This window comes from Bacillus sp. B2-WWTP-C-10-Post-4 (assembly GCF_009183805.1).
Taxonomy (GTDB): Bacteria; Bacillota; Bacilli; order Bacillales; family Bacillaceae_G; genus Bacillus_A; species Bacillus_A cereus.
On sequence record NZ_WEII01000062.1, the window covers coordinates 13,559 to 28,696 of the forward strand.

The window sequence follows — 15,138 nt, forward strand, 5'->3', positions numbered from 1 at the left end:
AGTGGTTATTTTGTGCACAAAAGTAACTCATGTTTCAAAGAACCATATCGATATGAATCATTCAAATATAAACTTTTTAATTAAACAATATGGAGAGTTAAAAAGATACTGTACTTTTTTAACGAAAAACAAATGGGATGGGGAAGATCTCGCCCAAGAAACAGTGTGTAAAGTGCTTCAAAAATATAGAAATAAAGATATTTGTATGACACTCGTCTATAAAATAGCAAGAAATCGTTGGTTAGATCAGATGAAGTCTAAGTCTGTTCATGAAAAAATAAGAGGACAAATCACTTTTGAAGAACCACATGAGAACATTGCAGATTTGCATGAAATGGTAGGGAAAGTATTGTCTTCATTAAATGTACAGCAATCCGCAATTTTATTATTAAAAGATGTTTTTCAATATAGTATCGCTGATATTGCTAAAGTGTGTTCTGTATCAGAAGGTGCAGTGAAAGCTTCTTTATTTCGGAGTAGAAATAGGCTGAAAACTGTAAGTGAAGAAGGGATTGAGATAGTCGAATTCACAGAGGATATTGAAGTTGTTGTAACATCTATTCGTGAGGAAAGACCGGAATTATTAACGAAGCTTCTTCCGACAATAGATTTTACTAAGTTACCATCTAAACAGCCAGTCTTATTATTTAATGTGAAAAACCCTTCTTCCTACAGTTATATGCTTTACGCAGCATAACAAGTATTGGAGGGATTTAAAATGAATGCAATTCCATATGTAGTAGAACAAACAAAATTAGGAGAACGTTCCTATGATATATATTCAAGGTTATTGAAAGACCGCATTATTATTATCGGCTCAGAAATTAATGATCAAGTAGCGAGTAGTGTCGTAGCGCAATTATTATTTTTAGAAGCAGAAGATGCAGAAAAAGATATATTCTTATACATCAATAGCCCTGGCGGTTCAACGACAGCAGGTTTTGCAATATTAGATACGATGAATTTAATTAAACCAGATGTGCAAACGCTATGCATGGGCTTTGCGGCATCATTCGGTGCATTGTTATTATTATCAGGAGCAAAAGGAAAACGGTTTGCTCTCCCTAACAGTGAAATTATGATTCATCAGCCGCTTGGTGGTGCACAAGGGCAAGCAACAGAAATTGAAATAACTGCGAAAAGAATATTAAAGTTAAAGCATGATATTAATAAAATGATTGCAGAAAAAACAGGCCAACCGATTGAAAGAGTAGCACATGATACAGAAAGAGATTATTTTATGACTGCAGAAGAAGCGAAGGCATATGGGATTGTAGATGACGTTGTTACGAAAAAATAAGTTAAAAACAGGCTAGAGGATATGCTAACCCTCTAGCCTATTTTTATTAATCTTTTACCCATTCATCAACTAGCGCTTGATTCTTCTTAATCCATTTTCGCGCCGCTTCTTCGGGATCTTTCGTTTTATTTAACTCGACCATTAACGTACCAAGCTGTTCATCGTTCATTTTCCATTTGTCAAAGTATTTTATGATCTCCGGATGATCTTTTTCGAAACCTTTACGAACAGAGTAATAAATGTCATCTTTTTCACCATATACTTTCTTAGGGTCTTTTAAATATTTTAAGTCAAATTCTGAAAAGCCCCAATGCGGATTCCAAAGCGTAACAGCGATTGGTTTCTTTTTCGTATATGCTTTCTTTAATTCACTCATCATCGCAGCCTCAGAAGATTGGACGAGTTTTAGTTTAATATCATATTCCTTCATCGCCTTATTTGTTAAATTCATTAGACTGCTACCAGGTTCAATTCCGACGATTTTGTTATCAAGTTCATCTTTATGTGCATTTAAATCTTCAATACTGTTTATGTTTTTCGCATAAGAAGGGACAACTAAACCTAGTCCGGTTCCTTCATACCATTTTGATTTTAAGACAATATCATCTTTATAACGATCATTTAGTGGTTTATCTGTTACGGGTAGCCATACTTCTAAATTAGCATCAACATCACCGCGAGCAACACCAGTCCAAATTGCCGCTTTTTCTAAATACATGAGTTCAACTTTATAGCCTTTTTCTTCTAATAGAACTTTCCACATGTTTGCAGTTGCAATATTTTCTTTCCAACTTGTTACACCTAGTTTAATTTTTCCTTTCGAATTAGCATTTGTTGCATTACATGAAGTGAAAATCATAGTAATAAATAATGCAAGGCATATAAACCAAATTTTCTTTCGCATCGAAAACCTCCTAAGTAACGTTTGCCTTATAAAATAAATGTATAAGTAAGCATTCTTATTATGAACGGAAACGAGAATTTTAAAGAAATCTTATGAATGTCATTTTTATGTAATATTTCTTTGTAAAATCGCAACACTATGTGAATAGATGGGTAGAAAAGGAGTAGTGACATGGATAATACAAAGGTGCGTGTTGAAAACGTAACAAAAGTATTCGGGAAACATCCGCAAAGGGCCCTTTCCTTATTAAAAGAAGGAAAAAGTAAATCGGAAATTTTAAAAGAGACAGGAATGAACGTTGGGGTGAAAAAAGCAACGTTTGAAGTTTACTCTGGAGAGATTTTCGTTATTATGGGTTTGTCTGGTAGCGGGAAATCTACGCTAGTTCGTATGTTAAATCAATTGATTAAACCAACTGCAGGTCATATATACATAGATGGTGAAGACATCGCAACGATGGGAAAAGAAGAGTTACGGAGAGTAAGAAGAACGAAAATGAGTATGGTATTTCAGAAATTCGCTCTATTTCCGCATCGTACAGTTATACAAAATGTTGCATATGGTTTAGAAATACAAGGAGTTCCGGTTGAAGAGCGAGAGAAAAAAGCGTTAGAATCGCTACAGTTAGTAGGACTCGATCATCATAAAGATAATTACCCAAGTCAACTTAGTGGTGGTATGCAACAGCGCGTTGGAATCGCAAGGGCACTAACGAATAATCCAGATGTATTACTAATGGACGAGTCATTCAGTGCATTAGATCCACTTATTCGAAAAGAAATGCAAGATGAATTGTTAGAGTTACAAGATAAAATGGAAAAAACGATTATATTTATTACGCATGATTTAGACGAAGCGCTTCGAATTGGAGATCGTATCGCATTAATGAAAGATGGAGAAATCGTCCAAATTGGAACACCAGAAGAAATTATGATGAGCCCCGCTAATGAATTTGTAGAAAAGTTTGTTGCGGATGTGAATTTAGGAAAAGTAATTACGGCGGAGTCTATTTTAAAACGACCAGAAACTTTATTAATTGATCGTGGACCTCGTGTAGCACTTCAAATTATGAGGAATGCAGGTGTTTCAACTGTATATGTTGTAAACAAAAAGTATGAGTTTTTAGGTATATTAACTGCGGATGATGCGAGTAAAGCAGTACAAAAACAGTGGCCGATTGCTGATTTATTACTTAATGATATTCCGCATGTGTATTTGGATACTTTACTGGAAGAGACATATGCAAAAATGGCAGAGATGAAATATCCGTTACCAGTAATCGATGAGAAGAAAAGGCTAAGAGGAATTATTAAACGTGAAAGTGTCATTCAAGCTCTTGCAGGAAACATTGAGGAAGAGGTGAAAGACGATGAATAGTATACCGCGGATTCCATTAGGGGAATGGGTCGACTCATTTGTTGCAAGTTTATATGAGCACTTTGAAGGCTTATTCCGAGGATTCTCTTATATTATTGGCGGATTTGTTGATTTACTCACTAATTTTTTAACAATAATACCCGCCATATTGATGATTATTATCTTATGTTTCCTCATTTGGTACACAACGAGGAAATTATCTTTAGTCATTTTTACGCTTATTGGATTATTATTTATTTTGAATATTAACTACTGGGCACAAACGATGCAAACATTGGCACTCGTACTTACGTCTGTTATTATTTCAATTATTGTCGGAATTCCAATTGGTATATTAGCATCTCAAAATGAACGTTTCTCAAAATTTTTAAAACCAACATTAGATTTTATGCAAACAATGCCTGCATTCGTATACCTTATTCCAGCGATTACATTTTTCGGAGTAGGTGTAGTACCTGGAATTATTGCATCAGTAATCTTTGCAATGCCACCGACAATTCGTTTTACTGACTTAGGAATTAGACAAGTTCCAGAAGATTTAATTGAAGCAGCGAATGCATTTGGATCCACAGCATCACAAAAACTATTTAAAGTACAATTACCACTTGCAACCGGAACGATTATGGCTGGTGTGAACCAAAGCATTATGCTTTCGTTATCGATGGTTGTAACAGCATCACTTGTAGGAGCTCCAGGACTTGGAGTTGATGTATATCGCTCTGTAACACAAGTTAATATCGGAATGGGATTTGAAGCTGGATTAGCTATCGTAGTAATCGCAATTATATTAGATCGAATTACACAAGGGTTCCATACGAAAAGAAAATAATGAATAAAAAACACACTTTTATAATACAAAGTGTGTTTTTTATTGCATCCAGATCACATACGAACGATAACAGAACCTCCAGCTGGTGCACAAACTTGGTTTTTTTGTTGTTCCATTGATTTAATTAATTGATTATTTTCCTCGATTAATGAGATTAATTTAGTTAATTGATTTTCAAGACTTGCAATACGCTGCATCATATATTGTGAATCATGATGCAATGTATTCCTTGCGGGATGAGGGGAATAAACATACTGTTGATTTATATTTGGATTCCAATGAGGATACATTTGAATCGTTCCTCCTTCAATAAATTACGAAGCTTTCTTATAGTAAATGCCTATGTATAATTAATAGTTACTTGAAAATTTTCCAATATAAAAGGAGTATGTACAGAAAATGGAAAATATTATATGTGAAGTTACAGTACATTTTTTGGAAATATTTAAGTGAGATAGTGCGTATATTAATACATTCAAGTAAATGTATGTTATTTAGGGAGAAATGGTGGGAGGAGATGTGATTTTGGCTAAAAATAAAAAAAGAAATGATGCTTTGGCAATAGGTGTCGGTATAGGGGTTGTAATTGGTGTATTTCAAGGGCACTTTACAAATAATTTAGTAATAGGAATTGTAATTGGGATTATAATTGTGATTGCGTTTTTGAAGAAATAATGAGATGTAAATTCATTTCAAAAATTGTTGTATCAAAAGAATGAAAATTCGGAATATGAAACCTGTTTTTCCTTTTTTTGTGATATTATATATGAAAAGGAAGGTGATGGATATGTCAACAAACAATCAAATAGAACAAAACTGTTTCATTTGCAAAAAACATATAGGAAATATTATAGTTCCAGGTGGAGCTATTTACGAAGATGAACTCGTTTACGTTGGACATGTCCACTGGGATAGTGAAGAAACATACCTGGGTTATGTAATGATAGATATAAAAAGACATGTACCTGGCCTTGCTGAACTAACAGATGAAGAAGCGAAAGCGTTCGGACTTATAACAAGTAGAGTAAGTAAAGCGCTAAAAGAAAGCGAAGGTGCAGAGCATATTTACACTTTTGTTTCAGGAAATGGTGTACCACATATGCATATGCACATTATTCCGCGTTATCCGAATACACCAAAAGAGTTTTGGTCACCAACCGAGATAGCGAAATGGACTGGCGCACCATATGGTGACGAAGAGAAAATAAAAAAACTATGTGAAAGAATACGAAAGTATATGGTAAATGAGTATGCATACAACAAATAATACACAATATTCATGGGTTGGAAATATAGAAATGTGTTTAGGAGAAATTTCAGTTAAACAATATGGTGATATTGTACTTGGTAAATATGGCGGGAATAAAAGTGCTGGAGCGAAAAAGAATGAAGATGGTGCATTAGTTTGGTCAAATGGTGAATGGGAATTTGCAGCTATATTAGATGGACATAATAGTGCAGAAAGTGTTGATTTAGTAGTAAATACAATCCAAAAAGAATATGAAAATATAAAAGTAATTTTGAATGAACCAATTAATACAGTGTTTCAATCTGTTGAAAATCATATACTGACAATTTTTCAGTCATCTTCATTTAAGGAAAAGTGCAAAAAAATTAAAGGTGAAACAGCTTGCTTATTATGTGTAAGGAAAGAAAATTATATATGGTGGCTTTCTATCGGTGATTGTTTAGTGTATGTATTTCATGAAGAGTTACATAAGTTAGGACAATATGCATTAAATCAACGTCATTTTTACGAATGGATTGGAAATGTAAACACATTTGATTTACCTGTTCCTTGCTATTCATCAGGTATTCGTGAATTACGTACTGGAAAGAACCGAATTGTAATGGTGACAGATGGAGTATTAGAATGCGGGGAACGCCGATATGAAATACCTGTAAATTTGTATAATGCTATGAACAGAAATGATAAAACACTTAAAGAAAATATTCACAATGTTTTAGAACACGTGCATCATCAGTTGGGACGTGATAGTGCGACAATTATTAGTTGGGACGTAGAAAATAAAAGGAATGCTACGTATCCGAGTGATCAGCCGGAGAAAAGGTAAAGGAGGAAACATCACTGTTTTGGGTTAAAGGAATTTTATTAATAGTATGGATTATATCCTTAGTTGTTGTTGAAAAAGTAGTGAGGAAAAAACTAAATATACCGAAACAAACAGACTGGAATAGTAAATATGTAAACAACTTTCATAAATGGGGCACTAGGGCTCTTATTATTTCTTATATAATTTTTACGATGATATGTGCTACTTTAAATCCCGTTTATATTAGTAATTTACCCATTTTATTTTTAATAACTTTATACTGCTTTCAATCATTTATGGAGTGGAAATTTGATAAAGAATCGAGGGAATATGTCATTTCTTTAGGAACGGTTCCGCTATTAGTAATAACAGGAATTATTCTTAATTTTTTCTTTTATACCTATTGGATTTAATCATATGTGGAATGAATGGGGAGACAAAATGAAAAATCCTAAATTACGTGCTGAAGCAATGATTTTAAATGAAGATCATTCTAAAGTACTTGTACAATGCGATGAAAATGAATCATTTTATCGTTTTCCAGGTGGCTCTATTGAATTTGGTGAAACGTCAAAAGAAGCAATAATTCGAGAGTTAATAGAAGAATACGATTTGAAAGTTAATGTTCAAGAGTTAGTAATTGTAAATGAACACATTTTTGATTGGGACAACGAAAAAAGTCATCATTGTACATTGATACATTGGGGACTGTTGAAAAAATCATTACAAATGAAATAAGGCATAAAGAGCATGAGGATATTATATTAATTTGGAAAAGTCTAGAGGAATTACAGGAGAAGCCGACATATCCTGAAGGCATCATAAGTTATTTAGAAGAGGATAACCGTAATATAGTCCAATTTATTTCAAGTAATTAAATGAAATAACTAATAAACAAGAAACCATTTACTACTAAATGGTTTCTTGTTTATTTAAGCATTTATTTTAGTTAATATAGATGTAATGAAATTAGTTTTATCCTCTGCATACTTATGTTTATCAGTAGGGTTAGCTTGTGAAAGTTGAATCTTTAACTGTTCATACTGCATGCGTGCAGTTTTATTGTCTATTAAGTAATCACGAAATTGTAATTGTTCTATTAAATATGTATTCCCTTGTTCATACATATGAATTTGATGAGTTCTTGGTTCACCTTTATTAAAATAGTATCTTTCGGGTAATACTTCTTTTCTATATTTATAGTTTAGTAGTTCTAACTTTTTAATACAATGTATACCGTCCGTATAATTTTCTAATTCAATTGCTATATCAATAATTGGCTTTGCACTTAAATATGGAATAGAAGTACTACCAATATGGTGTATCGCTAAAATATGTTCGCCAATTTGTTCCTCAATGAGTTGTTTCTCTTTCATAAACTCAATTTCCCATTCTTCAGTCCACGGCACTAAAAACACTTTCCCATACGGTAAACCTAACATTTAATTAGCATCCCTTTCAAAATAGTTTTCAAAAAGTTTATTACATTTTCTTAAAGCTTCTCAAAACAAGGTGTTCCCACAATCTCCAAGGAAGAATCTTCTTCGCAAAGATCATAAATTTCACACCTTTACCAATTGGATATCGTAAATTTGTACGCTTAGATTCAGCAATTTCTACAATTTTATTAGCAACATCTATCGGATTACCGAATGTATCACTACCGCTATTAATATGTTTTTGTATTTTATCCATATACTCTTTGTAAGGAGATGTTGTATCAGATTGGTTTTCAGCTAGTTGTTTCCCAACCTCCCATATGTTTGTGTTATAAGAACCTGGTTCAATTAAAGCAACATCTATTCCGAAAGGTTTTACTTCTAAGCGAAGCGATTCACTCCAGCCTTCTAATGCATATTTTGAAGATACATAAGGAGATAAGCCAGGGAATCCAACTTGGCCGCTAATGCTGCTTATATTGATGATTTTTCCAATTCTTTGTTTTCTCATATACGGTAAGACAAGTCGGGTAATTGATATAGCTCCAAATAGGTTCGTTTCAAATTGTTTACGGTATTCCTCTACTGGAATTTCTTCTACAAAGCCGCCATTTGCATATCCTGCATTATTAACAAGTAGGTCTACTTTTTGTATTTCTTTTAAAAATAATTGGAAGTTATGTATAGAGTTTTGATCGGTTACATCTAATTGTTGAATTTTTATTTTTTGTTGTAAGTTGAGTTGAGTAGCTTGAGATAGTAAGTTTACTTGTTTTTCAAGGTTCCGCATTGTAGCAATAACTAAATAATCTTTTTTTGCGAGTTCGAGTGTAGTTAATAGTCCAAATCCACTTGAGGCTCCTGTAATTATTGCGATTTTTTTATTCATTTTCCGCCAGCTTTCTTTTTCTTTTATCATAACGAGTTATGATAAGAAAATCTATTATTCTTACATTCAGTATGAAATCAATTTGTATGTAAAAAAGGGGATTATAGGGAATGAGCGTATATAGAGTAGTGTATATTAATATGATAATGAAATGAGGGAAGAAAAATGGTCCATGTGAAGGATGTATTAGCAGATCAATTGTTGGCGAATGCAAACGATCCCAGTTGGTATATTCCATTTTCAGATGCAGTTAAGGGTTTGTCTGAGAGGGAAGCTTTCTGGAAACCGAATGAAGAGAGTAATAGTATAGCCGAAATCGTACAACATTTACTGTATTGGAACTCTACGTGGCAAACTAGGTATAAAGAATCAAATGTGAATGCAGTACCCGCTATTGGAGATAATAACAAAAGTTTTATGCTTTCAGATAATCAAACTTTCGATGAATTACGGGAAAAACTACTAAAAAAACTGTTACAATGGAAAAATCTTATAAATGAAGAAAAGGTTGAAAGTGATGTAGTAGGATTTCCTGTTTCTGCAAAGTGGTGGGAAGTGTTAGCGAATGTAACAACTCATAATGCATATCATATTGGCCAAATTATTTACATCCGAAAATTACAGCAGAGCTTTGATAATGAATAAAATAATAGTTCTCAAATTAGGTGAACAAAAGTGGACAAAACGAGACAGATGTCTCATTTTGTCCACTTTTTTATTATGAAAGAAAAGAGAAAACCTATTAAATCAAGGATTAGAATTTGGCACGGTACTTGCAATATAACAGACGAACAAGAAAATAGGAGGGCTGGACATGTTAAAAACAACTGAAAGTAAAGGGAATGAAATTACGAAAGAACAAGCTCGTTGGATGTACGAAAAAATGTTAGAGATTCGTAAGTTTGAAGATAAGGTGCATGAATTGTTCGCACAAGGCGTTTTGCCAGGTTTCGTTCATTTATACGCAGGTGAAGAAGCGGTAGCAGTTGGTGTATGTGCCCACTTAACGGATAGTGACAGTATTACAAGTACACATAGAGGTCATGGACATTGTATCGCAAAAGGTTGTGATTTAAACGGTATGATGGCTGAACTTTTCGGGAAAGCGACAGGATTATGTAAAGGTAAAGGCGGTTCCATGCATATTGCGGATTTAGATAAAGGAATGCTTGGTGCTAATGGCATTGTAGGCGGGGGTTTCCCACTTGCTTGCGGTTCAGCATTGACAGCTAAATATAAAGTAACAAAAGATGTAAGTGTTTGTTTCTTCGGTGACGGAGCAAATAATGAAGGAACATTCCATGAAGGGGTTAATTTAGCGGCGATTTGGAAGTTACCAGTTATTTTTATTGCAGAAAATAACGGTTACGGTGAAGCAACTACCTTTGAATATGCTTCAAGTTGTGATTCTATTGCGGATCGTGCAAAAGCTTATAATATTCCAGGCGTTCAAGTAGATGGAAAAGATCTTCTAGCTGTATATAAAGCTGCTGCAGAAGCAGTGGAACGTGCGCGTAATGGTGATGGTCCAACAATTATTGAATGTATGACATATCGTAATTACGGTCATTTTGAAGGTGAAGCGCAAACATATAAAACATCAGAAGAAAAAGAAGAACATTTAAATGAAAAAGATGCGATTGTGAATTTCCGTAAGCATTTAATTCATGAAGGTTTATTAACGGAATCTGAACTTGTTGATATGGAAAAAGCAGTAGATGATGCAGTACAAAGATCCATTGAATTTAGTGAAAATAGTCCATACCCAGACGATGAAGAATTATTAAAAGCTGTATACGTTTCTTACAAATAAGAGGAGGGTGAAAAATTATGACTAGAACAGTAAGTATGTCAACTGCAATTAATGAAGCGATGAAAATCTCAATGCGTCGTGATGAAAATGTAATTTTAATAGGTGAAGATGTTGCAGGCGGTGCACAAGTTGATCATCTGCAAGATGATGAAGCTTGGGGTGGTGTTCTTGGGGTTACGAAAGGACTTGTACAAGAGTTTGGCCGAAATCGTATATTGGATACACCAATTTCTGAAGCGGGTTATATGGGAGCTGCGATGGCAGCTGCTGCAACTGGGTTACGTCCGATAGCTGAGTTAATGTTTAATGATTTTATCGGTAGTTGTCTTGACCAAGTATTAAACCAAGGTGCGAAATTCCGTTATATGTTTGGAGGTAAAGCAAAAGTACCCGTTACAGTACGTACGATGCATGGTGCTGGTTTTAGTGCAGCAGCTCAGCATTCACAAAGTTTGTACGCATTATTTACGAGCATACCAGGTATTAAAGTTGTTGTTCCTTCCACGCCGTATGATGCAAAAGGCTTATTATTAGCAGCAATTGAAGATGATGATCCAGTAATCTTCTTTGAAGATAAAACACTTTACAATATGAAAGGTGAAGTGCCGGAAGGGTATTATACAATTCCTTTAGGAAAAGCAGATATTAAACGAGAAGGTTCTGATGTAACAATTGTCGCAATCGGAAAACAAGTTCATACAGCACTTGCAGCTGCAAAGCAATTATCGAAAAAGGGGCTTGAAGTAGAAGTAATTGATCCACGATCTTTATCACCGCTTGATGAAGATACTATTTTATCATCTGTTGAAAAAACAAATCGTCTTATCGTTATTGACGAAGCGAATCCAAGATGTAGTATCGCAACAGATATTGCGGCAATTGTAGCGGATAAAGGTTTTGATTTGTTAGATGCACCTATTAAACGAATTACAGCACCACATACACCTGTTCCGTTCTCACCACCACTTGAAAAGTTGTATTTGCCAACGCCAGAAAAAGTAATTGAAACTGTATCAGAAATGATTGGAGACCAATCTTTATTACATGTGTAATAAAACGATGAGAAGGGAGAGAGACACATGGCTGTAGAAGTTGTAATGCCGAAGTTAGGTATGGCGATGAAAGAAGGTATTATTACGAGCTGGAATATTAAAGCAGGCGATAATGTAGCAAAAGGAGAACTGATTGCTAGTATTAATTCAGAAAAAATTGAAACGGAAATTGAAGCGCCAGCTGATGGTACGGTACTTGATATAGCTGTAAGTGAAGATGAAGGAGTGCCGCCTGGTACTGTAATTTGCTACATCGGTAAACCGAATGAAAAAGTAGAAATGCAGGAAAGCACACATGTTATAGAAGAAAAAACATCTAATATAGAAGTACAAAATATACAAAATCAAGAACCAAATGGGAAAGAAGTATCGAAGCAAAGAATTAAAATTTCACCTGTAGCGAAGAAAATTGCAAAGTCTGAAAATCTGGATATCAAGGCATTAGTTGGTACAGGTCCTGGCGGAAGGATTACAAAGGCAGATGTATTAAAGGTGCTAGAAGAAAGAGTAGCAAATCCAGAAGTACCTGAACAAGAAGAAAGTACAGTCGTTCCTGTTACTGGTATGAGAAAAGCAATTGCGAGTCGTATGCATGCAAGCTTACAAAATAGTGCGCAATTAACATTAACGATGAAAGTAGATGTTACAGATTTAGTTGCATTACATAAAGACATAGCGGAAGTTGTACAAAAACGATACGAAAACAAACTAACCATTACGGATTTCGTTTCTCGTGCTATTGTATTAGCGCTTAGAGAGCATAAAGAAATGAACAGCGCTTATATAGATGATGCAATTCATCAATTTGAACATGTGCATTTAGGCATAGCAGTCGCATTAGAAAAAGGATTAGTCGTTCCAGCTATTCGCTTTGCAAATAATTTATCTTTAGTAGAGTTGTCTAAAGAGATTAAGGATATGGCACAAAAGGCGCGAGCAGGTAGCTTAAGTAGTGATGATATGCACGGAACGACATTTACAATTAGTAATTTAGGTAGCTTTGGTATTGAATATTTCACACCTGTATTAAATACACCTGAGACTGGTATTTTAGGTATTGGCGCAATTGAACATGTTCCTGTATATAAAGGGAAAAAATTAAAAAAAGGTAGTATGTTACCTTTAAGTTTAACATTCGATCATCGTGTACTAGACGGTGCACCAGCAGCTGCATTTTTACGCACAATTAAATATTATTTAGAAGAACCTATAACAATTCTTTTATAAAGAGAAGGTGAGAGAATGAGTAAATTAGTTGTAATTGGAGGCGGACCAGCTGGATATGTAGCGGCAATTACCGCGGCTCAAAATGGAAAAGAGGTCACTCTTATTGATGAAGCTGACCTTGGCGGAACGTGTTTAAATGTTGGGTGTATGCCGACGAAATCATTGTTAGAAAGTGCAGAAGTGCATGACATTGTGAGAAAAGCGAATGATTATGGGGTTACGCTTAATACAGGAAGTATATCAATTGATTGGGATCAAATACAGGCAAGGAAATCACAAATCGTAATGCAACTCGTCCAAGGAATACAATATTTAATGAAGAAAAATAAAATTAAAGTTATAAAAGGAAAAGCGAAATTCGAAACGGATCATCGTGTGCGAGTTGTACAAGGAAATAAAGAAGAAGTAGTGGATGGAGTGAGGTTTATTATCGCAGCTGGTTCCGAACCTACAGAATTACCATTCGCTCCGTTTGATGGAAAATGGATTTTAAATAGTAGCCATGCGATGTCTCTTGAGAGTGTACCATCTTCATTGTTAATCGTTGGCGGTGGTGTAATAGGATGCGAGTTTGCAAGCATTTATAGTCGCCTTGGGACAAAAGTTACGATTGTTGAAATGGCACCGCAATTATTACCAGATGAAGATGAAGATATCGCACATATTTTAAGAGAGAAATTAGAAAGTGATGGCGTAGAAATATTTACAGGAGCTGCTTTAAAAGGATTAAATAATTATAAGAAGCAAGCTTCATTTGAATATGAAGGTAGTATCCAAGAAGCTAACCCGGAATATGTTCTCATTTCTGTCGGCCGAAAACCACGTGTACAACAATTAGATTTAGAAAAAGCAGGGGTTCAGTTTTCAAATAAAGGGATTGCTGTGAACGAACATATGCAAACGAACGTATCACATATTTACGCAGCTGGTGATGTGATCGGTGGAATTCAGCTTGCTCACGTTGCCTTCCATGAAGGAACGACAGCAGCATTACACGTAAGTGGAGAAGACGTGAAAGTAAATTATCACGCTGTGCCTCGATGTATATACACAGCTCCAGAAATAGCTAGTGTCGGGTTAAGTGAAAAAGGTGCAAGAGAACAATATGGTGATATTCTCATCGGAGAATTTCCTTTTACAGCGAACGGAAAAGCTCTTATTTTAGGAGAACAAGTAGGGAAAGTAAAAGTCATTGTGGAACCTAAATACCAAGAAATTGTAGGGATTTCTATTATCGGTCCTTATGCAACTGAACTTATTGGTCAAGGAACCGTAATGATTCATACAGAAGTTACCGCTGATATAATGAGAGATTATATTGCAGCACATCCAACTTTATCTGAGGCGATTCATGAAGCGTTAATGCGAGCAGTAGGACATGCTGTACATGCTTAAATAGAAATATGATAAACCACTATTCTCTAAATGAAAGAGAGAATAGTGGTTTGAATTTTTATAGAAGAAATTAAATGTCTTATTACTATTTAATTTCAATCGCTGAAGTAATATCGTTCCAATCAGCAGCTAAATTAGCAGTTTTACCGTACCAATCAGCATGTTTAAATAAAACGCCTTTTCCATATCCTTGTGTTGAAGTGTGCTCCCAAAGTGTCGTTGAATAACTTGCAGAAGGTGACGCTGTACTTACAGAAGAAATTCTGTCATTCCAGCTAGACGGTAAGTTTTTAAATCCGCTGCTCCAGTAAATGTATTGGCCACCTTTATCTTTATGTTCATAAAAATCAGTACTACCAGCACCGCTACCTAAAGGATTAATTTTATTTTTAATTGCTTTTTTATCCTTTTCAATATACGCATCTAATGTTTCACGACTAGTAAAACCATAAGCTAGCCAATCCCCATTTTCATTTTGCTCTGGTAATACCATAGTAATTTGGATATTTTTCTTATCCTGATCATTTAATTTTGCAAATGAATTAACATTTTGTTCATCCACTTTTAAATAATCAAATGACTTAATTGTGTTGCTTTTTTCTTCAGCACTTACCGCACCTAGTCCTCCAGTTAATGCAAAACCCGCTACTAATGTTCCTGCTACTAAATTCTTCAACATATAACCATCCCTTTTTGTTTGAATTTTTGTACAGGTGAATCTTGTACAGCTAAAATGTATTCTAATTTTATACTTTTGTAAATATTCTGAAGTTTTAGAAATAATAGGCGGAATATTTACAGTTTTACATTTTTTCTTTAGAAAAAATAGTTATTGGAATGATATAATAAGTGGATATAT

At 34.5% G+C, this 15,138-nt stretch carries 18 protein-coding genes and 1 pseudogene; 14 read left to right on the forward strand and 5 right to left on the reverse strand.

What is annotated here, in order from left to right; genetic code table 11:
• Positions 1–10: 10 nt before the first annotated feature.
• Both GBN78_RS20605 and clpP read left to right on the forward strand, forming a co-directional pair.
• A complete protein-coding gene (locus tag GBN78_RS20605; protein WP_030025885.1) occupies positions 11–697 on the forward strand; it encodes an RNA polymerase subunit sigma-70 in 687 nt (228 codons plus the stop codon).
• Between the two features lie 21 nt (positions 698–718).
• Positions 719–1,300, forward strand: coding sequence for an ATP-dependent Clp endopeptidase proteolytic subunit ClpP (gene clpP, locus GBN78_RS20610; RefSeq protein WP_000991610.1), 582 nt, complete (start codon positions 719–721; stop codon positions 1,298–1,300).
• 46 nt (positions 1,301–1,346) lie between these two features.
• On the opposite strand, the gene GBN78_RS20615 is transcribed toward clpP, so the two are convergent.
• Entirely contained in the window at positions 1,347–2,204 is an 858-nt protein-coding gene (locus GBN78_RS20615; RefSeq protein WP_030025880.1) for a glycine betaine ABC transporter substrate-binding protein, read from the reverse strand.
• A 171-nt stretch (positions 2,205–2,375) separates the two neighbouring features.
• Between GBN78_RS20615 and GBN78_RS20620 the strand changes: the two genes are divergently transcribed.
• Together GBN78_RS20620 and GBN78_RS20625 are read left to right on the forward strand one after the other, a co-directional pair.
• Positions 2,376–3,581, forward strand: coding sequence for a quaternary amine ABC transporter ATP-binding protein (locus GBN78_RS20620; RefSeq protein WP_000370606.1), 1,206 nt, complete (start codon positions 2,376–2,378; stop codon positions 3,579–3,581).
• Positions 3,574–4,410: an ABC transporter permease gene (locus tag GBN78_RS20625; RefSeq protein ID WP_001084760.1), complete on the forward strand. Its 837-nt coding sequence runs from the start codon at positions 3,574–3,576 to the stop codon at positions 4,408–4,410. Before GBN78_RS20620 ends, GBN78_RS20625 begins: the two co-directional genes overlap by 8 nt.
• Before the next feature lie 53 nt (positions 4,411–4,463).
• On the opposite strand, the gene GBN78_RS20630 is transcribed toward GBN78_RS20625, so the two are convergent.
• Positions 4,464–4,700, reverse strand: a complete 237-nt coding sequence (locus GBN78_RS20630; protein WP_000283222.1) for a hypothetical protein — start codon at positions 4,698–4,700, stop codon at positions 4,464–4,466.
• Between the two features lie 217 nt (positions 4,701–4,917).
• On the opposite strand from GBN78_RS20630, the gene GBN78_RS20635 reads away from it, so the two are divergent.
• The 5 genes and pseudogenes from GBN78_RS20635 (at position 4,918) to GBN78_RS20655 (ending at position 7,342) form a co-directional block, all read left to right on the forward strand.
• A complete protein-coding gene (locus GBN78_RS20635; protein WP_002196584.1) occupies positions 4,918–5,085 on the forward strand; it encodes a glycine zipper domain-containing protein in 168 nt (55 codons plus the stop codon).
• A 91-nt stretch (positions 5,086–5,176) separates the two neighbouring features.
• On the forward strand, positions 5,177–5,677 hold the full coding sequence (locus tag GBN78_RS20640; protein ID WP_002005170.1) for an HIT family protein: 501 nt from the start codon (positions 5,177–5,179) through the stop codon (positions 5,675–5,677).
• A complete protein-coding gene (locus GBN78_RS20645; protein WP_130068029.1) occupies positions 5,661–6,485 on the forward strand; it encodes a PP2C family serine/threonine-protein phosphatase in 825 nt (274 codons plus the stop codon). The genes GBN78_RS20640 and GBN78_RS20645 overlap by 17 nt, the downstream gene beginning before the upstream one ends.
• A gap of 53 nt (positions 6,486–6,538) precedes the next feature.
• The gene (locus GBN78_RS20650) at positions 6,539–6,877 is read left to right on the forward strand and encodes a DUF4181 domain-containing protein (RefSeq protein WP_074625254.1); all 339 of its coding nucleotides are present in this window, start codon (positions 6,539–6,541) and stop codon (positions 6,875–6,877) included.
• A 28-nt stretch (positions 6,878–6,905) separates the two neighbouring features.
• A pseudogene (locus GBN78_RS20655) lies at positions 6,906–7,342 on the forward strand (NUDIX domain-containing protein).
• A 54-nt stretch (positions 7,343–7,396) separates the two neighbouring features.
• On the opposite strand, the gene GBN78_RS20660 reads toward GBN78_RS20655, so the two are convergent.
• Complete coding sequence (locus tag GBN78_RS20660; protein WP_000901213.1) at positions 7,397–7,906, reverse strand: GrpB family protein; 510 nt, start codon at positions 7,904–7,906, stop codon at positions 7,397–7,399.
• Positions 7,907–7,946: 40 nt separating this feature from the next.
• The gene (locus GBN78_RS20665; protein ID WP_001034802.1) at positions 7,947–8,792 is read right to left on the reverse strand and encodes an oxidoreductase; all 846 of its coding nucleotides are present in this window, start codon (positions 8,790–8,792) and stop codon (positions 7,947–7,949) included.
• Positions 8,793–8,957: 165 nt separating this feature from the next.
• Here GBN78_RS20665 and GBN78_RS20670 point away from each other — a divergent pair, with 165 nt between their 5' ends.
• The 5 genes from GBN78_RS20670 to lpdA all read left to right on the forward strand — a co-directional run bounded on the left by GBN78_RS20670 (position 8,958) and on the right by lpdA (position 14,279).
• Positions 8,958–9,437: a DinB family protein gene (locus GBN78_RS20670; protein ID WP_000233785.1), complete on the forward strand. Its 480-nt coding sequence runs from the start codon at positions 8,958–8,960 to the stop codon at positions 9,435–9,437.
• A 169-nt stretch (positions 9,438–9,606) separates the two neighbouring features.
• Positions 9,607–10,605 (forward strand): acetoin:2,6-dichlorophenolindophenol oxidoreductase subunit alpha, encoded by a 999-nt coding sequence (gene acoA, locus GBN78_RS20675; protein ID WP_152127664.1) that lies wholly within the window; start codon positions 9,607–9,609, stop codon positions 10,603–10,605.
• A 17-nt stretch (positions 10,606–10,622) separates the two neighbouring features.
• The gene (gene acoB, locus GBN78_RS20680; protein WP_000198898.1) at positions 10,623–11,657 is read left to right on the forward strand and encodes an acetoin:2,6-dichlorophenolindophenol oxidoreductase subunit beta; all 1,035 of its coding nucleotides are present in this window, start codon (positions 10,623–10,625) and stop codon (positions 11,655–11,657) included.
• Positions 11,658–11,684: 27 nt separating this feature from the next.
• The gene (locus tag GBN78_RS20685) at positions 11,685–12,884 is read left to right on the forward strand and encodes a dihydrolipoamide acetyltransferase family protein (protein WP_152127665.1); all 1,200 of its coding nucleotides are present in this window, start codon (positions 11,685–11,687) and stop codon (positions 12,882–12,884) included.
• Positions 12,885–12,899: 15 nt separating this feature from the next.
• Positions 12,900–14,279: a dihydrolipoyl dehydrogenase gene (lpdA, locus tag GBN78_RS20690; RefSeq protein ID WP_152127666.1), complete on the forward strand. Its 1,380-nt coding sequence runs from the start codon at positions 12,900–12,902 to the stop codon at positions 14,277–14,279.
• A gap of 85 nt (positions 14,280–14,364) precedes the next feature.
• On the opposite strand, the gene GBN78_RS20695 is transcribed toward lpdA, so the two are convergent.
• Entirely contained in the window at positions 14,365–14,958 is a 594-nt protein-coding gene (locus tag GBN78_RS20695; protein ID WP_152127667.1) for a hypothetical protein, read from the reverse strand.
• Between the last annotated feature and the right edge of the window lie 180 nt (positions 14,959–15,138).

Excerpts from the sequence above, each read along its gene's own strand:
- clpP (WP_000991610.1), top strand. The coding sequence starts at position 719 with ATGAATGCAATTCCATATGTAGTAGAACAAACAAAATTAGGAGAACGT.
- GBN78_RS20615 (WP_030025880.1), bottom strand. The coding sequence starts at position 2,204 with ATGCGAAAGAAAATTTGGTTTATATGCCTTGCATTATTTATTACTATG.
- GBN78_RS20620 (WP_000370606.1), top strand. The coding sequence starts at position 2,376 with ATGGATAATACAAAGGTGCGTGTTGAAAACGTAACAAAAGTATTCGGG.
- GBN78_RS20625 (WP_001084760.1), top strand. The coding sequence starts at position 3,574 with ATGAATAGTATACCGCGGATTCCATTAGGGGAATGGGTCGACTCATTT.
- GBN78_RS20630 (WP_000283222.1), bottom strand. The coding sequence starts at position 4,700 with ATGTATCCTCATTGGAATCCAAATATAAATCAACAGTATGTTTATTCC.
- GBN78_RS20640 (WP_002005170.1), top strand. The coding sequence starts at position 5,177 with ATGAAAAGGAAGGTGATGGATATGTCAACAAACAATCAAATAGAACAA.
- GBN78_RS20645 (WP_130068029.1), top strand. The coding sequence starts at position 5,661 with ATGCATACAACAAATAATACACAATATTCATGGGTTGGAAATATAGAA.
- GBN78_RS20660 (WP_000901213.1), bottom strand. The coding sequence starts at position 7,906 with ATGTTAGGTTTACCGTATGGGAAAGTGTTTTTAGTGCCGTGGACTGAA.
- GBN78_RS20665 (WP_001034802.1), bottom strand. The coding sequence starts at position 8,792 with ATGAATAAAAAAATCGCAATAATTACAGGAGCCTCAAGTGGATTTGGA.
- GBN78_RS20670 (WP_000233785.1), top strand. The coding sequence starts at position 8,958 with ATGGTCCATGTGAAGGATGTATTAGCAGATCAATTGTTGGCGAATGCA.
- acoA (WP_152127664.1), top strand. The coding sequence starts at position 9,607 with ATGTTAAAAACAACTGAAAGTAAAGGGAATGAAATTACGAAAGAACAA.
- acoB (WP_000198898.1), top strand. The coding sequence starts at position 10,623 with ATGACTAGAACAGTAAGTATGTCAACTGCAATTAATGAAGCGATGAAA.
- GBN78_RS20685 (WP_152127665.1), top strand. The coding sequence starts at position 11,685 with ATGGCTGTAGAAGTTGTAATGCCGAAGTTAGGTATGGCGATGAAAGAA.
- lpdA (WP_152127666.1), top strand. The coding sequence starts at position 12,900 with ATGAGTAAATTAGTTGTAATTGGAGGCGGACCAGCTGGATATGTAGCG.
- GBN78_RS20695 (WP_152127667.1), bottom strand. The coding sequence starts at position 14,958 with ATGTTGAAGAATTTAGTAGCAGGAACATTAGTAGCGGGTTTTGCATTA.